15 protein-coding genes and 1 pseudogene are annotated in these 15,423 nt (G+C 63.7%); 9 read left to right on the top strand and 7 right to left on the bottom strand.

The genetic code is table 11. The features are described from left to right. Positions 1 to 8 precede the first annotated feature (8 nt). Positions 9 to 803 (bottom strand): creatininase family protein, encoded by a 795-nt coding sequence (locus B5D38_RS04470; RefSeq protein ID WP_078707186.1) that lies wholly within the window; start codon positions 801 to 803, stop codon positions 9 to 11. Positions 804 to 922: 119 nt separating this feature from the next. Between B5D38_RS04470 and B5D38_RS04465 the strand changes: the two genes are divergently transcribed. The 4 genes from B5D38_RS04465 to B5D38_RS04450 all read left to right on the top strand — a co-directional run bounded on the left by B5D38_RS04465 (position 923) and on the right by B5D38_RS04450 (position 4,082). Continuing rightward, entirely contained in the window at positions 923 to 1,390 is a 468-nt protein-coding gene (locus tag B5D38_RS04465; protein WP_078707185.1) for a MarR family winged helix-turn-helix transcriptional regulator, read from the top strand. A gap of 113 nt (positions 1,391 to 1,503) precedes the next feature. After that, positions 1,504 to 2,556 carry a LacI family DNA-binding transcriptional regulator gene (locus B5D38_RS04460; protein ID WP_078707184.1) on the top strand — a complete coding sequence of 351 codons (1,053 nt, stop codon included), beginning with the start codon at positions 1,504 to 1,506 and terminating at the stop codon, positions 2,554 to 2,556. A gap of 1 nt (position 2,557) precedes the next feature. Further along, on the top strand, positions 2,558 to 3,517 hold the full coding sequence (locus tag B5D38_RS04455) for a 2-hydroxyacid dehydrogenase (protein ID WP_078707183.1): 960 nt from the start codon (positions 2,558 to 2,560) through the stop codon (positions 3,515 to 3,517). A gap of 103 nt (positions 3,518 to 3,620) precedes the next feature. After that, positions 3,621 to 4,082 (top strand): hypothetical protein, encoded by a 462-nt coding sequence (locus tag B5D38_RS04450; protein WP_078707182.1) that lies wholly within the window; start codon positions 3,621 to 3,623, stop codon positions 4,080 to 4,082. Positions 4,083 to 4,188: 106 nt separating this feature from the next. On the opposite strand, the gene B5D38_RS04445 is transcribed toward B5D38_RS04450, so the two are convergent. The 6 genes from B5D38_RS04445 to B5D38_RS04420 form a co-directional block, all read right to left on the bottom strand. After that, on the bottom strand, positions 4,189 to 4,869 hold the full coding sequence (locus B5D38_RS04445; protein ID WP_078707181.1) for a GNAT family N-acetyltransferase: 681 nt from the start codon (positions 4,867 to 4,869) through the stop codon (positions 4,189 to 4,191). Continuing rightward, a complete protein-coding gene (locus B5D38_RS04440; RefSeq protein WP_245318828.1) occupies positions 4,866 to 5,621 on the bottom strand; it encodes an alpha/beta hydrolase in 756 nt (251 codons plus the stop codon). The genes B5D38_RS04445 and B5D38_RS04440 overlap by 4 nt, the downstream gene beginning before the upstream one ends. A 188-nt stretch (positions 5,622 to 5,809) precedes the next feature. After that, complete coding sequence (locus tag B5D38_RS04435) at positions 5,810 to 6,451, bottom strand: 2-dehydro-3-deoxy-phosphogluconate aldolase (protein WP_078707179.1); 642 nt, start codon at positions 6,449 to 6,451, stop codon at positions 5,810 to 5,812. Positions 6,452 to 6,600: 149 nt separating this feature from the next. After that, a complete protein-coding gene (locus tag B5D38_RS04430; protein WP_078707178.1) occupies positions 6,601 to 7,995 on the bottom strand; it encodes an alpha,alpha-trehalose-phosphate synthase (UDP-forming) in 1,395 nt (464 codons plus the stop codon). 111 nt (positions 7,996 to 8,106) lie between these two features. Beyond that, entirely contained in the window at positions 8,107 to 8,826 is a 720-nt protein-coding gene (gene otsB, locus B5D38_RS04425) for a trehalose-phosphatase (RefSeq protein ID WP_078707177.1), read from the bottom strand. A 56-nt stretch (positions 8,827 to 8,882) separates the two neighbouring features. Further along, on the bottom strand, positions 8,883 to 9,707 hold the full coding sequence (locus B5D38_RS04420; protein WP_078707176.1) for an N-acetylmuramidase domain-containing protein: 825 nt from the start codon (positions 9,705 to 9,707) through the stop codon (positions 8,883 to 8,885). Positions 9,708 to 10,287: 580 nt separating this feature from the next. On the opposite strand from B5D38_RS04420, the gene B5D38_RS04415 reads away from it, so the two are divergent. The 5 genes and pseudogenes from B5D38_RS04415 to B5D38_RS04395 form a co-directional block, all read left to right on the top strand. After that, a complete protein-coding gene (locus B5D38_RS04415) occupies positions 10,288 to 12,540 on the top strand; it encodes an ATP-binding protein (protein WP_131829864.1) in 2,253 nt (750 codons plus the stop codon). Beyond that, positions 12,537 to 13,169 (top strand): response regulator transcription factor, encoded by a 633-nt coding sequence (locus tag B5D38_RS04410; protein ID WP_078707174.1) that lies wholly within the window; start codon positions 12,537 to 12,539, stop codon positions 13,167 to 13,169. The genes B5D38_RS04415 and B5D38_RS04410 overlap by 4 nt, the downstream gene beginning before the upstream one ends. A gap of 95 nt (positions 13,170 to 13,264) precedes the next feature. After that, positions 13,265 to 13,645: a response regulator gene (locus B5D38_RS04405; protein WP_165690785.1), complete on the top strand. Its 381-nt coding sequence runs from the start codon at positions 13,265 to 13,267 to the stop codon at positions 13,643 to 13,645. Between the two features lie 441 nt (positions 13,646 to 14,086). Next, positions 14,087 to 14,440, top strand: a complete 354-nt coding sequence (locus tag B5D38_RS04400) for a MarR family winged helix-turn-helix transcriptional regulator (protein WP_245318827.1) — start codon at positions 14,087 to 14,089, stop codon at positions 14,438 to 14,440. Positions 14,441 to 14,949: 509 nt separating this feature from the next. After that, a pseudogene (locus B5D38_RS04395) lies at positions 14,950 to 15,315 on the top strand (response regulator transcription factor); the annotation flags it as partial. Between the last annotated feature and the right edge of the window lie 108 nt (positions 15,316 to 15,423).

Raw genomic sequence — 15,423 nt, 5'->3', positions numbered from 1 at the left:
GAAGCTTTTCAGGCGAGCCTCTTCAGATCGAAGGCCAGCATATCCGCGAGAAGCTCAATGAAGCCCACCGCCTGATGGCAGGCGATGGCGCGTCCGATCTCGGGCGTCGCCAGCCGCGCATCGCCGACGGCGCCCTGAGGATTGAGATCGCCGGCGCTCCAGGCAAAGCCGATGCGGCCGTGGGCGCGCAGGCGCTTTGCCCCGCGTTCCAGCTCTGTCTGAAGCGACGGGAAGGCGGCGACCGCATCGTGCCTCACCAGATCTGGCCGGAAATGCAGCATGAGCGCGGTTTCCACCGCGCCGCCGTGAATGCCGTGGGCGATCTCCGCCTCCGGCAGGACCCCATCCGGCAGGCCGAAGCGCTGCCACGAAACGGCGGAGACCATCATCGCCATCGTCTGGCGCAGATGCAGCGCCGCGGCGTCCATCGACGGCGTGTTACCCCCATGGGAGGAAACGAACACGAGGCGGCGGAATCCCGTCTTCGACAGCCCTTCGCCAAGGCTGATCAAGAGTCGCGCCGTCAGGTCCCAGTCATGGCTGAGCGTTCCCGGCAACCCGGCGTGCTCCGCCGAAGCGCCGATCCGCATCGTCGGCAGGAACGTCACGGGCCAATCGTCCGGCAGGCCAGAGAGAACGGCTTCCACCATGTGATCCGCGATGATCGAATCAGTCCCGATCGGCAGATGAGGCCCATGCTGCTCCGTCGCGGCGATGGGAAGCACGGCGACCGCCTCCGCGAGATGGTCCCGCGCCCGCCCCAATTCAGCGGCTGAGGCCTCCTCGAAACGTCTTGCCAGCATCGTCCGCCCGTCTCTCCACGTCAAAATGCAACAGTATTGGCCGTAGGCCGCAAACTGCGGCTGGACAGTATGCCTGCCCATAGGCCATCTTAGCCGGAATTTCGCCGAGGGGGGCGACGATGGCCGGCAAGAAAAAGAAACAGCGCTCGACGATGCGTCAGCTGGTTCTGACGGCGCGAGCCGGCCGCACGGCACTCTCCCAGCGCCTTTCCGAAATCGACGTCTATCCCGGCCAGGATGCCGTGCTTCTGGCACTGGCGGAAGAAGATGGCGTGGCGCTGCGCGATCTTGCCGAGAAGCTGGCGGTGCGCCCGCCCACGGTGACGAAGACCATCACCCGCCTTGCCGCGCAGGGCCTTGTCGAGAAGCGCGTCTCGGCCGAGGATGCGCGCCAGAGCCGTGCCTATCTCACGGAGGCGGGACAGTCGCTGGTCGGAAAGGTGCGCGCCGCTCAGGAGGAAGTCGAGGAGGCCGCGCTTCAGGATCTTTCCTCAAAGGAGCGCAAGGCGCTGCGCAAGCTGCTGCGCCGCATCGAGCGCAGCCTGGGCGAGGCTTCATCCTCCGACGAGACGGAGAACGATGAATAAATGCGGACGGAGAACGCACTTGTTGCGTCGGATTGCGAAGTTGGCCTTCCGGTCCCGCTTCGACTTTGTCATAGATGCCGACGAACGTCGTCTCCACGTCAGGTAGAAACCCGTTGGCCCAAAAAGTAAAACTGTCGACGATCGCAGAGGCGCTGGGCCTTTCCACGGCCACCGTCTCGCTCGCGCTTCGCGACAGCCCGCTGGTGGCGGAAGCCACGCGGGAACGCATCAAGGAGGAGGCGCGCGCCTCCGGATATATCTATAATCGCCGTGCGGCGAGCCTCAGGACATCGAAATCGGGAATCATCGGCGTCTGCGTGCATGACATGATGAACCCGTTCTACGGCGAAATTCTCACCGCCATCGAGCGCGAGCTGGACCGCCAGCAGCACACCTTCATCCTCTGCAATCACTACGACCAGCTCGCCAAGCAGCGCGCCTTCATCGACACCATGCTCCAGCTCGGCGCGGACGGCATGATCATGTCGCCGGCGATCGGCACGCCGGCCGCCGACATCCGCCTTGCCGAGGAGAACGACCTGCCGGTTACGCTCGTCGCCCGTACGGTTGACGGCGTCGAGGTGCCCGGCTTTCACGGCGACGACCGGCGCGGTATGCGCTTGGCCGTCGAACATCTCATCGAGAAGGGGCATCGCCGGATCGCCATGGTGGGCGGCGACGACCTCACCTCCACCGCGCGCGAACGCGAGGCGGGCTATCTTGCGGCCCTAGAGGCGGCGGATATCGAGTTCAAACCCGAATGGCGACTCAAGGGCGCCCGCAATCGTCATGGCGGGTTTGAGGCCGCGCCAAGATTGGTCGCGCTTTCCCCGCTCCCGACGGCCGTCGTCTGCTACTCCGATCTTGTGGCGCTCGGTCTGATGTACGGCCTCAGCCGCGCGGGCCTGACGCCCGGCGAGGATATCGCCGTCGTCGGCTATGACGACATCGAGGAAGCCGAAATCGCGACGCCGTCGCTGACCACCGTGGCCAATGGCCAGAGCGAGGTGGGACGGCTGGCGGCGCGCAGCCTGCTGGCGCGGCTTCAAGGTGAAGACATCCCCCTCGGCACCCAGCTCATCACGCCGACACTCAGGATTCGCAGCTCCAGCGAATACCGCCCATTCACTCTTCAACGCACGGAAGCCGCCTCCCGCCATGCCTGACATGAAGACGATCCGCGTCCTCGCCAATTCGCGCCTGAATCCGGACACGCTGGCCACTCTCAAGGAAACCTTCGACGTCACCGTCTTCGACCGGAACATTCGAGATGAGCTGTCCGCGGAGGTTCGTGGCGGCATTCAGGGCGTCGCCCTGTTCGGCGCCGTCGACGCCGATGCGATGGACAGCCTGCCCGACCTCGAGATCATCTCCCATTTCGGCGTCGGCTACGACGGTATCGATACGGCGGCGGCGCTGGAACGCGGGATCATGGTGACGAACACCCCCGACGTTCTGACGGAAGAGGTGGCGGACACTGCGCTCGGCCTTCTTCTCAACACGGTGCGCGAGCTGCCACGCGCAGAAGCCTATCTCCGGGCGGGACAGTGGAAGGCGAAGGGCTCCTACCCGCTGACGCAGGCGACCCTCAGGGGACGGCGCGCGGGCATCCTGGGGCTCGGACGGATCGGCATGGCCATCGCCCGCAGACTCGAGGCGTTCGGACTCTCCGTCGCCTATCACAACCGCCGGCGCCGCGACGACATCGGCTATGACTATTATCCGAGCCTTGTCGAACTCGCCGGTGCGGTCGATACGCTGATCATCGCGGCTCCCGGCGGCGCGGAAACCGACAAGGCGGTGAACGCGGAGGTTCTCAGGGCCCTCGGCCCGGACGGCATCCTCGTCAATATCGGTCGTGGGACGATCGTCGACGAGCCCGCGTTGGTCGAGGCGCTGGAGAGCGGAACCATCCGGGCCGCCGGCCTCGACGTCTTCGCGAACGAACCGAACGTGCCCGAGGAGCTCCTCTCCCTCCCCAACGTCGTGCTGACCCCCCATGTGGCTTCCGCATCGCGCGCGACGCGGCGAGCCATGGGACAATTGGTCGTAGACAACCTCAAGAGCTGGTTTGAAACGCGCAAGCCCTTGACGCCCGTGGCGGAAATGCGGGAGGAATATCGTTGACGTTTCTGTGATGATGGTTAACGAACCACGGAAAGGTTCGGGTAACTTTTATTGAATATCGGTTCTTGGATAGGATGAACGAAACCTTGTCGGAGTAGGTGCGATGAGATTTGCCGCGATCGCCCTTACAATTGGCGTGGCCGGAGTGATGCTGGCTTCCCGTGTGCAGGGGGTTGCGATTGTCCCGGGCGCGGGGCTGCCGGCCACCGTCATTGCCGATGCCGAGGTCCAGCCCAGCCACGAGATCACCGGCTCGATCCAGAGCGACACCCGCGAAGGCCCCAAGGCCGCTCGGCTGATCGACCTGAGGTCGGGCGCCACTTGCAAGGTGGCCAATCCTCAGGTGGCCGACCACAATTTCAGCCGTGTGCCGATCGTCTCCCATTGCTCGGCCTCGCCCGAGCTCTCCAAGATCGCCTATTGGCGCTCGACCCCATCGGGTGTGCTGATCATGGCGGACAGCGGCGGCGAGACCGTGCTGGAGTTCGCGCCGGGCGACGGTGTGCTTTACGAGTCGATCTATCCGTCGAATGCGCTGATCACCATTGTCCCGGCCAGAAGCTGACGGCTTCTGGCACCGGGGCGGCGTCGCCGGACGCCTTACGACTCGCGTGATGAAGCAGGCTCGGACGCCGAGGCCGGTGGGCCATTCATTCGCGTATGCGCGGGCCTCAGGCACTCATCGTCATTAAACCAGAGAGACGGCGCTTCTGCTGGCCTGATCCGTCGAAATTGTCGTCCGCCAGCCACGCCTCGAAGGCCGCCTTGAGAGCCGGCCATTCGCCGTCTATGATCGAGAACCAGGCCGTGTCGCGGTTTCGCCCCTTCACCACCATGTGCTGGCGGAACGTGCCTTCGTAGGTAAAGCCGAGCCGCGCGGCCGCCTGCCTTGAAGGCTGGTTGCCGGAGTCACACTTCCACTCGAGGCGGCGATAGCCCAGCTCGTCAAACGCCCGGCGCATCATCAGGAAGAAGCCTTCCGTCGCCGCCCGACTGCGCTTCAGCGCGGGCCCAAGGCTGACATGGCCGATCTCGATGACACCGTTGGCCGGGTCGGCGCGCATGAAGGCGATCCAGCCGGAGGCCTTGCCGCTATCCTTCGGCACAATTGCATGAAGCAGAAGACCGCTGGAAAACGCTGTCTTGCGAAGGGCCGCGAGAAGCTCGTCCGCATCGCCGAAGGGGCCGTATCCAAGATAACGCCATTGCGCCTCGTCGATGCCGGCAAAGGTTTCGCAGAGTTCGCCGAAGCGGCTTTCATCGACGATGGGGACGATATCCACGCTCCTGCCGGACATGGTCTCGGCCCCTGGCAGGGCACGCGGGGAGAACCGCGCGAGATCTTTGGTCATGATCGGCTCCCAATGAAATCGAGAATGCGGGCGCGAATACTGGTGTCGCGAAACGGCAGCGCCGTCGCCAGGGCGCTGAGAACGCCGATGTGAGTCTGGCCGGGAACGAGCGCCGCCTCCACTTTTGCGCCGACGGCGCTGGCCTTGTCGGCAAGACGTCTCGTGTTGGCGGGATCGACGGTGGTGTCATCCGTTCCGGCGATGAGGAGCATGGGCGGCGAAGCGCGCGAGACGTAGTTGATCGGCTGGCTCTGGGCTCGCGTTGCGGCGGGAAAGATGCGCCGGTAACGCTCTTCCTTCAGAGGTAGGAAATCATAGGGACCAGCAAGCCCGATGAACCCGGCGATCTTTGAAGGATCGGCGCCCTCCGCGCGAAGATAGCTGCCATCGAGGGCGACGAGCCCGGCGATCTCGGCCCCCGCCGAATGACCCATCAGGAACAGGGGATGATCGCCCTCGGGGAGGTACTGCCCCTCCCCAAGGGCTCGGTGGACCGTCGCTACCGCGCGCGCCGCATCCTTTACAAAGCCGGGAAAGACCGTGTCGGGATAAAGCCGATAATCGGGAATGGCGACAGCGATGTTGGCGCTGGCGAGCGACTGCCCGACGAAGAAGTAGAGGTCCTTCGAGCCGCTGTCCCAACTGCCACCATAGAGGAAGACGACCAGGGGCGTACGCGCGTTGGCTCGGTCGGGAATATAGAGGTCGTAGAGGCCGCGCTCTCCCGGTCCATATCGGCGATCGTGAACCACATGGAAGCCGGAGCTGCTCGTCAGGAGGTTAAGAAGGTCGGCGCTCCACGTGCATCCAGGCAGAACGGCGGCCCCCGCGAGAACAAGCAGCAGGCCAGCACGTCGCGCTGCCCAACGATGCGCAGGCCAGGGAGAAAGCCGGGCGGAAAGTTCTTTCAGCAGTCCGCCCAGCCCCGCCATTCGTCCAATCAGGCCTTGCCGAGCTTGGCCGCTTCGGCAGCAAGGCGCGTAATCTCGGCGAAATCGCCCGCCTCGACAGCCGCCTTGGGAGCCACCCACGTGCCGCCAACGCAGATCACGTTGGGCAAGGAGAGGTAGTCGTTGACGTTCTTCGTGGAGACGCCTCCGGTCGGGCAGAACTTGATGCTGGGGAACACCGGCGCCAGCGACTTCAGGTACGCGGCTCCGCCCGATTGCTCGGCAGGGAAGAACTTGAGCAGCTCGAAACCCTCTTCCAGCATCGCCATGATCTCGCTCGGCGTGGCGGCGCCCGGCAAAAGCGGCACGGCAGAGTCCCGCGCCGCGTCGAGCACTTCCATGGTGGCGCCCGGCGAAACAATGAACTTGGCGCCCGCCGCGACCGCCTGGTCGTACTGGCGCGCGTTCAGCACGGTTCCCGCGCCGCACGCGGTTTCCGGCACTTCTTCCACGACGCAGCGTATGGCGTCGAGCGCCGCCGGCGTGCGCAGGGTGATTTCGATGGCGCGAAGGCCACCCGCCGCCAGCGCGCGCGCCAAATCCACCGCCTGACGGGCGCTTTCCACAGCCACCACGGGCATGACGGGCTGCGCCGTCAGAATGGGGGTCAAGGCCTTGATCTTCTGAGCCATCGGTTCGCTCCTGATGTTATTTGCCGGCCTTCATTGGCGCCCCCGCTCCCCCCACGAGCTGTCGGACGGGGCTCCTGCCGCGAGGCCGGCTCACCTTCCGTCTAGAAGGCGGCCGGTCCGGCGTCAAATCCCCACAGGGGACGGTGGCATCACGCCGCATCCGGAACCGATTCGAGAAGATCGAGAAACTCGTTGCACCACGCCTCGGCGGTGCCCGTAAAGACGCGTTCGCGCATTCTCTCCCATCGGCGCTGACGCTCCTCCAGCGGCATGGTCAGCGCCGTCTCCAGCGCCTCGGCGATCTCGTCCGTCGAGAACGGATTGACGATCAGCGCATCCTCCAGCTCGGCCCTGGCGCCGGCGAAGCGCGACAGGATGAGGACGCCAGGATCGTCGGGGTTCTGCGCGGCGACATATTCCTTGGCGACGAGGTTCATGCCATCGCGCAGCGGCGTCACCATGCAGACCCGCGCCGCCCGATAGATGCCGGCCAGCGCCCGCCTCGTGAAGCCGCGCGTCATGATCTGAATCGGCGTCCAGTCCAGCCGGGCGAAGCGCCCATTGATGCGCCCGGCGAGCTGTTCGAGTTCGTCGCGCAGCTCCGCATAGGCATTCAGCTCCGAGCGGGAAAGCGGCGCCACCTGCAGGAACTGGACATTGCCGCGCTCGCCGGGATGGTTCTCCAGGAGCCGCTCGAAGCCCTTCATGCGCTGCACCAGGCCCTTGGAATAGTCCATACGGTCGACGCCGACGATCTGGTGCCGGTGGCGCGAAATATCGCGCACCATCTCCTCGTGCTCGACGGCCTCGGCGGAAAGCGCGAAACGCGCAAACCCCTCGGCATCGATGCCAATCGGAATCGCAGCGGCAATGGTCGTGCGGTCGCCAACCCTCACGCGCCCGCCGTCCAACTCCTCGCCGCCGAGCTCATGAACGCAAAAGGCGCAGAAATTGCGCCGGTCTGTCTCCGTCTGAAAGCCGATGACGTCATAGGCCAGCATCGCCTTGACGAGGTCATGGCTGGAGGGCAGCGCGGAGAACACCTCAGGCGGGCAGAATGGGATGTGGAGGAAGAAGCCGATCCGCCCCTTGAAGCCGCAGCGCCGCAGCTCGTCTCCGAAGTAGAAGAAATGGTAGTCGTGGATCCAGACGAGATCCTCATCGTCGACCAGCGCCGACAGGCGCTCGGCAAAGCGCCGATTGACCCGCCGGTAGATGCGGTCCGACTGGTCATCGAATTCAGCCAGATCGAGCCGATAGTGGAGCAACGGCCACAGCGAACGGTTCGCATAGCCGAGATAGAAGCCGTCGAGCTCCTCCTCGGTCATGTCGATGGTCGTCATGGCCGTATGATCGTAGATCTCCGTCTGCTCGGGGCTGTCGGTGCCATCCTCGGAGGTCTCGCCGCTCCAGCCAAACCAAAGGCCACCGCGGCGGCGCAGAGCATCGGCGAGACCGACCGCCAAACCTCCGGCCTTGCCCTCGTCCTTGAGAGGCCCGACTCTGTTGGATACCACTACCAGGCGACGCTGCTTTTCTGCCATCACCTGCAACCCTTCCGACGCCGCAGTCCGTCCCTTGGCTGCATCGTTTGCTTTCCTCCTTCGCCTTCGAGGTAGCCGTCGCGCCTGACAGCGCCGCTCGCCCCGTTCATTCTACGCGCCGAGCCAGGCGTGAACCGCCGCGACATTCTCAAGTCGATACTCTGCGCAACTCTCCGCCCGCCCGATCTTGACCGAGATGCCTCCAGCCTCTCGAACGTATGCGAGTGCGAATTCGTCCGTCACGTCATCGCCGGCATAGATGGGCCGCCGCCCCGCGAAAGGCGGCTCCGTCATCAGATCGGCCACCGCCCGGCCTTTGTCCATGCCGGCAGGATGAACCTCGACGATATGATCGCCATTCATCGTGACCATGTCATCCCGGTCCGCCGCGGCCTCGCGCATCAGGCGCCGCGCTTCCGATTCGAGATCGGGCGCAGTGCGATAATGGAGCACCAGCGCCATGCCCTTGTCCTCGAGCTTGAGCCGCGGCTCGCGTTCCAGACCCTCGCGCAACGCATCTCGGATCGGGTCCAGCGCCGACGGCTGCATAAGCCGCCTCACCTCCGCCCCCGGCTGCGGGCGGCGTTCCAGCCCATGGACCCCGACGGCGGCGAAGCGCATCGGCGACAGGAACCGATCGAGGTCGGCGATCTTGCGGCCGCTGACAATGGCGAGCGCGCCGTTCAGTTGCTTCTGAAGCTCGACAAGCCGGTCGAACGCGGCCGGCTCGATCCGCACGGCCTGCGGATCGTCGATCAGCCCGACGAGCGTGCCGTCGAAGTCGAGAAAAAGGGCGTGGCGGCTTGTGTCGATCAAAGGAGGTGCTGTCATCTTACCTTCCAGTATAGAGCCCGAAGCTCCGTCTGCCACCGCCAAGCCGCCGACACCTATGCCGAACGACCGCCGCCGAGGGCAGCGAGGACCGCCTCGTCGGCCATTCCGGTCGCGGTCATCGCCCGGCTGATCTGAAAGGCTTCGACCGCTGCCCGCGTCGCTGGCCCGAAGATGCCATCCACTCGCACGTCAATGCCAAGAGCGGCGAGGGCTCGCTGAAGCGCCGTGACGGCCGCGCCGCGCGCGCCGACCTTCAGCGCCGGAGACTCGATCTCGCCCGGTAAGATGCCCGTTTTCGCAGCTTCAAGGGCGGCGGCGATCTTCTCGTCGTACCGATTGCGGCGAAAGCCTGGGCCATTGTAGCGGCGGGCGAAGCCGATCACATCTCCCGCTCGCAAGAAGGCGTCCAGCCCGTTCTTCGCCAGAAAGCGCGCGATCAGGAGCAACTGCCCCTCGATGGAGTGCCGGGCAGTCTCGGCAAGTTCTGTGGCGCTGCCAAACTCCAGCGCCTTCCAGTGCATTCCCATGATCTGGCCGAGCCCCCACGAGGTCGCCGCATAGGCGGCTTCGGCATCGATGGCGGCGGCGCGGTCGAGAAGGCGCCACCGACCCGTTTGGGAGGCAGGATTTTTCACGGCTCCCGCTTTCGGGTTGGCAAGCCCCGATTCTCGCGCTCGCTCGCGCGATCGAGGGGGAAGCATCCGATCGAAGACATGCCCCTCGAAGCGGATCAGCGGCTCGCGCCGGCCCCGAACCATGGCGAACGCCTTGCCGCTGGTCTCCACCAACGCGACAGCCAAAAGCGCCGAAGCATCGATATTCGTCTTCGCGCCAACGTGCCGCGCGGCTGCCGCAAGGCTCTCCGAAATCGCAACCATCACTCAATCCCCTGCTCGACGTCGAGGACGGCATGATGCCGGCGACCGCGCTCACGGGAGATAAGTTTACGATCGGATTCAGCGGGCGACCCGGCCGATGTGAGCGGCGACACTTCATGAGCCAATCACACGACGCCCATTTCTTCGCAGCGGGCGATGGATCGTTAGCTTGATCCTGCGTCGATCGAAAGACGTGCGCACGCCCAAGGCTCAGAACTGTAATTCACGCTCACTTATTGTTCGACGTTATATTTGTAGCGTACGTGAGTAATTTCAGGAATGGATCATAGACCCAGGATTTCTCTTGAATTTCTCTATTGTTCCTGATCGACTGAAAGCCTGTTTATCAACGAGCGGCCGCGCCGCACCTCTGCGATGCCCCGACTGAAACTTTTCCGAGAAAGATACAAGAATGCAACCTGAAGGTATAAGAAGAGGGAGACGAATCACGCATGATCCGAGAGAGGCAGCGTATCGTCGCCGCTCTCGGAGGTAACGAGGGTATACTATCGATGCACGTGCAGCCTGCTCGCTCGATCAGATTGTCGGCCGCGTCCTCGCTCGCGAGCGGTGCAACGTCGTGATCCTGTCACTTCGACTGACTGCGGCGATGGTTGCGTTGGTAACGGCCACAGCGGCGGCTGTCGGTCTCCTGATCTACGAGCGTACGACGACGGCTGTTTTGCCCACGACGCTCAATGGTTTGAAGGCAAACGCGGGTCTCATCGCCAACCATCTTGAAGGGTTCGTCGAAGGCGCACGCTCGGACATCCTGGCTCTTGCCGAAATGCCCCCGATTCCGGCTGCGACGAATGGCGAATGTGCCGAGTCCAGCGATGCGATGCCCCATTCACTGCAGCAAAGGCGGCAGGAAGCTGCAGCTGTGCTCGGCGCCATCGCCGCCGCCAATCCTCATGACCTGACGCTCCGCCTGATCTCGCCCGCTCCCGAGCCCGCCGAGGTGTTGCGCGCATCGCGAGCGACCGCCGGCGGCCCTGTGCGAATCACGGAGCCCACGGCCCCTGGAACACCCCTGATGGAGCCGGATATCGTCGCGGCGGCTCAAAATATGGGGAAGGGAGAGGTCTTCATCTCGCGGATCACGTTCGATGGCGGCAACCCGGAAATAGGGCCGCCGCCGATGCCGATGCTCCGTTTGGCGACGCCACTCTTCAATGCCGCTGGCAAAGCGTGCGGGTTGATCACGCTCAAGGTCGATCTTCGGCCGGCCCTGCGCCAATTTACCTCGCGCGCCTTCACCGACAGCTCGGTCTATCTCGTCGACGAGGACGGCAGCTATTTGGCGGATGCGTCGTCGGTATATGGCTTCGCGCGCCGATATGGGCCGACCGCTCGCTTCGAGGATGATTGGCCTCGCCTCGCGGCACTTACCCAAGCCACGGAGCCGCAGGCGATCCAGGCCGAAACGCGCGACGGGGTCCCGGTGGCGGCGACGGTTTGGCCGGTCGTGCTGGGAGACACGCGGCGCGTCTCCATTGTCGAAACTTTGCCGCTTCCCTCGCTCCTCGATCGCATCAGCAACGTCAAAACCTCGAGCATGATCGTCGGGGCGATCGCGGCCATCGTCGCGGCGGTGGTGGCGGGCGCGATCGGTCTATCGATCACGCGCCCTTTGCGCACCATGGCCCGCGCTGTCTCTGAGCCGCTTGGCCAGCCGCTAACCCCGCTGCCGGTCGATGCCGCCGGTGAGGCCGGCGTCCTCGCGCGGGCGCTCGACCGCTACATGTCGAGGGATGCGATGCTCGGCGCCGTCGTCGCCTCCTCCTTCGACGCCATCGCCACCCAAAGCCTCGACGGCACTGTAACCTCATGGAACGCAGCAGCCGAAGCGATCTATGGCTTCAGCGCCGCGGAGGTCATCGGCACGACGCTTGAGACAATCGCGCCGGAGGATTACCGTAGCGTCATGAGGCACGCGCTCTTCAAGGTGGCAAGAGGCACGCAGGTCGATGAACTGCAAGGCGTCTGGCTGCACAAAAACGGCGGGCGGCGCAACGTCTCTCTTCGCATGTGGCCCGCGCGAAACCGGTCTGGCAAGGTGTTCGCCGCTTGCGTCGTGGCAACCGACGTCACCGATCGCCTTGCCGACACGCAGCGCCTGCGGCGCCTCCAGGCGGAGGCGGCTCACGCTTCTCGCGTCAACGCGGCCGGCCACATGGCAAGCATGCTTTCGCACGAACTGCGCCAGCCCCTGACGGCGGCGATCAACTACGCGACGTCCGTCCAGCGCCTGATCAACCAGCGGTCCGATGGCGACGAGAAGCTCAAGACGTATCTCGGCAAGATGATCGAGCAAACCCGGCGGGCGGCGGACCTGATCCAGCGAATGCGCGATTTCATCGGCAACCCTGGAACGCTTCCAGAAGTTAAGAACGTCAACGAGGTTGTGGAGGGGGGCGTCGAGACGGCGCTTATGGGTCATGAGAGAATTCGGGTTGTCCGCCAGTACCATCGCGACCTGCCTCCCGTGACGGTCGATCGTGTCCAGGTTCAGCAGGTCGTCTCGAACCTCGTGCGCAATGCCGCCGAAGCCATGGCCGAGGTAAAGCCCGCAACCCTCGTTATCGCAACTCGCCCGGCTGGAGCGAATCTCATCGAAGTCAGCGTCGGCGACACGGGTCCCGGTTTCGCGCCCGGGCTGCACTATCAGCTCTTCAAGCCATTCCAGACGACCAAGCCGCATGGAATGGGCTTGGGCCTCTCCATCTGCCGCTCCATCGTGGAGGCTCATGGAGGAACAATCGCGGTCGCCAGCGACGACCACGGCACAACCGTCAACTTCACCCTCCCCATTGCTCGGGGGCAATCATGACCAACTCATGCTTGATCTGCATAGTCGATGACGATCCGGACGTGCTGGAATCGACCGCTGCGCTTCTCGAGAGCGCCGGTCATTCGACATTGACCTACACGTCACCGTCCGCGTTCCTGGAAAGCGACGTTCAAGAATGTGGCTGTCTCATCGTCGATCTCAGGATGCCGGAGATGAACGGCCTGATGCTTCAACAGCACCTGTCCCAGCGAGTCCCCGATCTGCCATGCATCTTCATCAGCGGCGAGGGCGAGCTGCGCGTCGCGGTCGAAGCGATGAAGCATGGGGCGGTCGACTTCCTGGAAAAGCCGTTCGCGGAGGACGATCTCCTGACCGCCGTTCAGCGTGCCCTGGAGCGCCGTCAGGCTGCGCAGGAGGGGCAGGCGATCCAGTGCCATGCAGCCAAGCGCATTTCAACCCTTTCTCCCCGCGAGCAGGAGGTTCTGGCGGCCGTCGCCGAAGGCGCACCCAGCAAGGTGATCGCGGACAAGTTTGGAATTTCCCGAAGGACCGTGGAGATCCATCGCACCAATATCATGCGCAAGGTGGGCGTCCGCAATCTCGCGGAACTGGTGCGTCTGGCCCATCAGGCCGGCTCCGCGGCCGGCTCCGCGCCAGTCAAGATGTAGTTGAATTTTCAACTACATCGTGTATGTTGGGCAAGAGAACTCTGCCCGACTAGGTTTGACGCGTGACTTCTCTCAATGGCATCACCGTCTTCGTCGTGGATGACGACCCGGACGTCGGTGATTCGTTCGCGGCCATTTTGGAAGCCGAAGGGGCGACAGTCGCCACTGTCGATTCGGCTCGAAGGGCTCGAACGCTCGTCAGCGATCGCCACCGTGGATGCTTGCTCGTCGACGTTCACCTCGGCTCCGAATCGGGTTTTTCTCTCGTGGCTTTCTTGCGCGAACGCGGTATCGCCATGCCGGTGATATTCATGACCGGATCGGTCCTCACGGCGGAGATTCAGGCCGCAGCTCGCGCGGCCTCGGCCGTGGCTCTGGTCAGAAAGCCCATGGCAGGCGCAAGCATCGTCGATTTGATTCTGAGCTGCTTCGAACGCGAAGAACTGCCTCCCGCGAGAGTTTTCCCTGCCCGCTGAGCGGCGACACCTGGCGCTGCACTGCGGATCATGTCGCTCGACGGCCACAGCCATTGCGCGAGGCTTGCGCCGCGCGAAGCTCCATCCACGCCTGCCGCATCAGCTTGCGCTCTGCACTCAACTTGTCCTATATCATCCATCGTATTGATCTTATTTGTTTTTTATAATCTTTCCGTTGAAAATCAACTATGCTGATCCGCCTTTCGTTCTCCCTTCCCTTCAGCCTCGTAGGTAGAAATACTAGCTTATTACAACCCATGATTTCCGCTAAATCAGAAGGTGTAACACGAGGACAGCGACAACGCTGGCGGGGCCGGACGAGGACCGCCCCCGTCGAATGGAGATACGCAAATGCTTCAGCATCAAGAATCAATGGGAGCGGCGGCTTTCGCGTTGACGGATGCGGCTCGACTGCTGCGAAGCGAAATTGACAGAAGCGTCATGGAAAGCGGGATCGAACTGACCCCCGGCGCGATCCGCACCCTTCTTCTCATCCAGCAGTTCGACGGCGTTCGCCAGTCGGTTCTGGCCGAGAGGATGGGCGTCGAGCCGATGACGGTCACCGCCTATCTAGACCGCCTTGAGGCGCGCGGGCTGATCGAGCGCCGGGTCGATCCGGCGGATCGCCGCGCCAAGGTTGTGACGGTGACGGCACAAACCGAAGAGGTGTTCCAGGCGGTGCGACCTCTTCTCGCCAAGGCCTATGAGCGGGCGATGAGCGGGATCGAGCCGATGGCGCGAAGCGTCATCGAGACCTCCCTGGAGCGCATGCGCCACAACCTTTCCGACGCCTGATCGACTTTCTGCCCCCTCCCGATGTCGTCTTCGCTTCGACTGAAGAATGCAGCCAAGCGTCTGGGCGCTTCGGATGCTGCGTCGACGGTCGCGTCGCGGCAGAGAGCGGAATGCGCGGGGCAGATATCCAAGATGGCGTTCTACTTTTCACACCGGCGGCCTTTGGCTCGCCGGTGTCTGCGTTTCCAAGGGAGTACGAGCGGCAACGCGTAACGCCGCGAGCGCGCTTGGTCCCTTTTCCTTATAGTTGCCAACGCACTACGTATTTACAACTAGTTGACACGGCCGTCCGTAAGTTTATCGTATAAGTTGAAAAGGACAACTTTTCGTTTCCAAACCGACATGAGGGTTTTCTCTGGTCGGCGCCGCTCGCGGAAGCGAGCCACCGGTATTCTGGCGTTCGCGGAGGGACCCATGCCGCGCATACTTATCGTTGACGAAGAAACCGAGATGGGGCGGCTCGTGGAGGAGACCCTCCGCGCGCAAGGCCACAGTGTCGACGCCTATCTTCGGGCAGGCTGGCTCTCTCGTGGATCGCGCGTCAGCACTATGATTTCATCATCGCGGACATCTTCATGACCGGCCTTGATGGACTTGCGACCCTGCGCCGAATGGTCGCCCTTGATCCTCAGAGCCGCGTCATCGTCCTCTCCAGCCATCCGATCATCGCTCCAAGCGAGGACCGACCGGACTTCATGGCCATGGCAATAAAACTTGGCGCGACGGCAGTCCTTCCCTGGAGGTTCGGCGAGGCCGATCTTCTGGAAACGCTGGCCTTGGCACGGCACGAAGCGCCAATACCTCCCCGCATCGCCTCCGTAGATGCCGCGGGTCTGGCGACGCTGCCCCCCGATGGAAGCCTCGCTCTCGCCTGAGACAAATCGAGGATCATCCGATCGACATTCCTCCGAGGCGTCGGGCGCTTGCGGAGCCGGTCGGAATGCGCTTCATCGCCAATGGAGAGCCTTGTGCTTCCTCTATCC

It is taken from the genome of Consotaella salsifontis (assembly GCF_900167365.1).
Taxonomy (GTDB): Bacteria; Pseudomonadota; Alphaproteobacteria; order Rhizobiales; family Rhizobiaceae; genus Consotaella; species Consotaella salsifontis.
Note: the sequence above shows the minus strand (reverse complement) of the source record. Positions and strands in the feature narration are given on the sequence as shown.

What these genes read in the sequence shown, in the direction of transcription:
- B5D38_RS04470 (WP_078707186.1), bottom strand. Translation starts at nt 803, where the DNA reads ATGCTGGCAAGACGTTTCGAGGAGGCCTCAGCCGCTGAATTGGGGCGG.
- B5D38_RS04465 (WP_078707185.1), top strand. Translation starts at nt 923, where the DNA reads ATGGCCGGCAAGAAAAAGAAACAGCGCTCGACGATGCGTCAGCTGGTT.
- B5D38_RS04455 (WP_078707183.1), top strand. Translation starts at nt 2,558, where the DNA reads ATGAAGACGATCCGCGTCCTCGCCAATTCGCGCCTGAATCCGGACACG.
- B5D38_RS04450 (WP_078707182.1), top strand. Translation starts at nt 3,621, where the DNA reads ATGAGATTTGCCGCGATCGCCCTTACAATTGGCGTGGCCGGAGTGATG.
- B5D38_RS04445 (WP_078707181.1), bottom strand. Translation starts at nt 4,869, where the DNA reads ATGACCAAAGATCTCGCGCGGTTCTCCCCGCGTGCCCTGCCAGGGGCC.
- B5D38_RS04435 (WP_078707179.1), bottom strand. Translation starts at nt 6,451, where the DNA reads ATGGCTCAGAAGATCAAGGCCTTGACCCCCATTCTGACGGCGCAGCCC.
- B5D38_RS04430 (WP_078707178.1), bottom strand. Translation starts at nt 7,995, where the DNA reads ATGGCAGAAAAGCAGCGTCGCCTGGTAGTGGTATCCAACAGAGTCGGG.
- otsB (WP_078707177.1), bottom strand. Translation starts at nt 8,826, where the DNA reads ATGACAGCACCTCCTTTGATCGACACAAGCCGCCACGCCCTTTTTCTC.
- B5D38_RS04420 (WP_078707176.1), bottom strand. Translation starts at nt 9,707, where the DNA reads ATGGTTGCGATTTCGGAGAGCCTTGCGGCAGCCGCGCGGCACGTTGGC.
- B5D38_RS04410 (WP_078707174.1), top strand. Translation starts at nt 12,537, where the DNA reads ATGACCAACTCATGCTTGATCTGCATAGTCGATGACGATCCGGACGTG.
- B5D38_RS04400 (WP_245318827.1), top strand. Translation starts at nt 14,087, where the DNA reads ATGGAAAGCGGGATCGAACTGACCCCCGGCGCGATCCGCACCCTTCTT.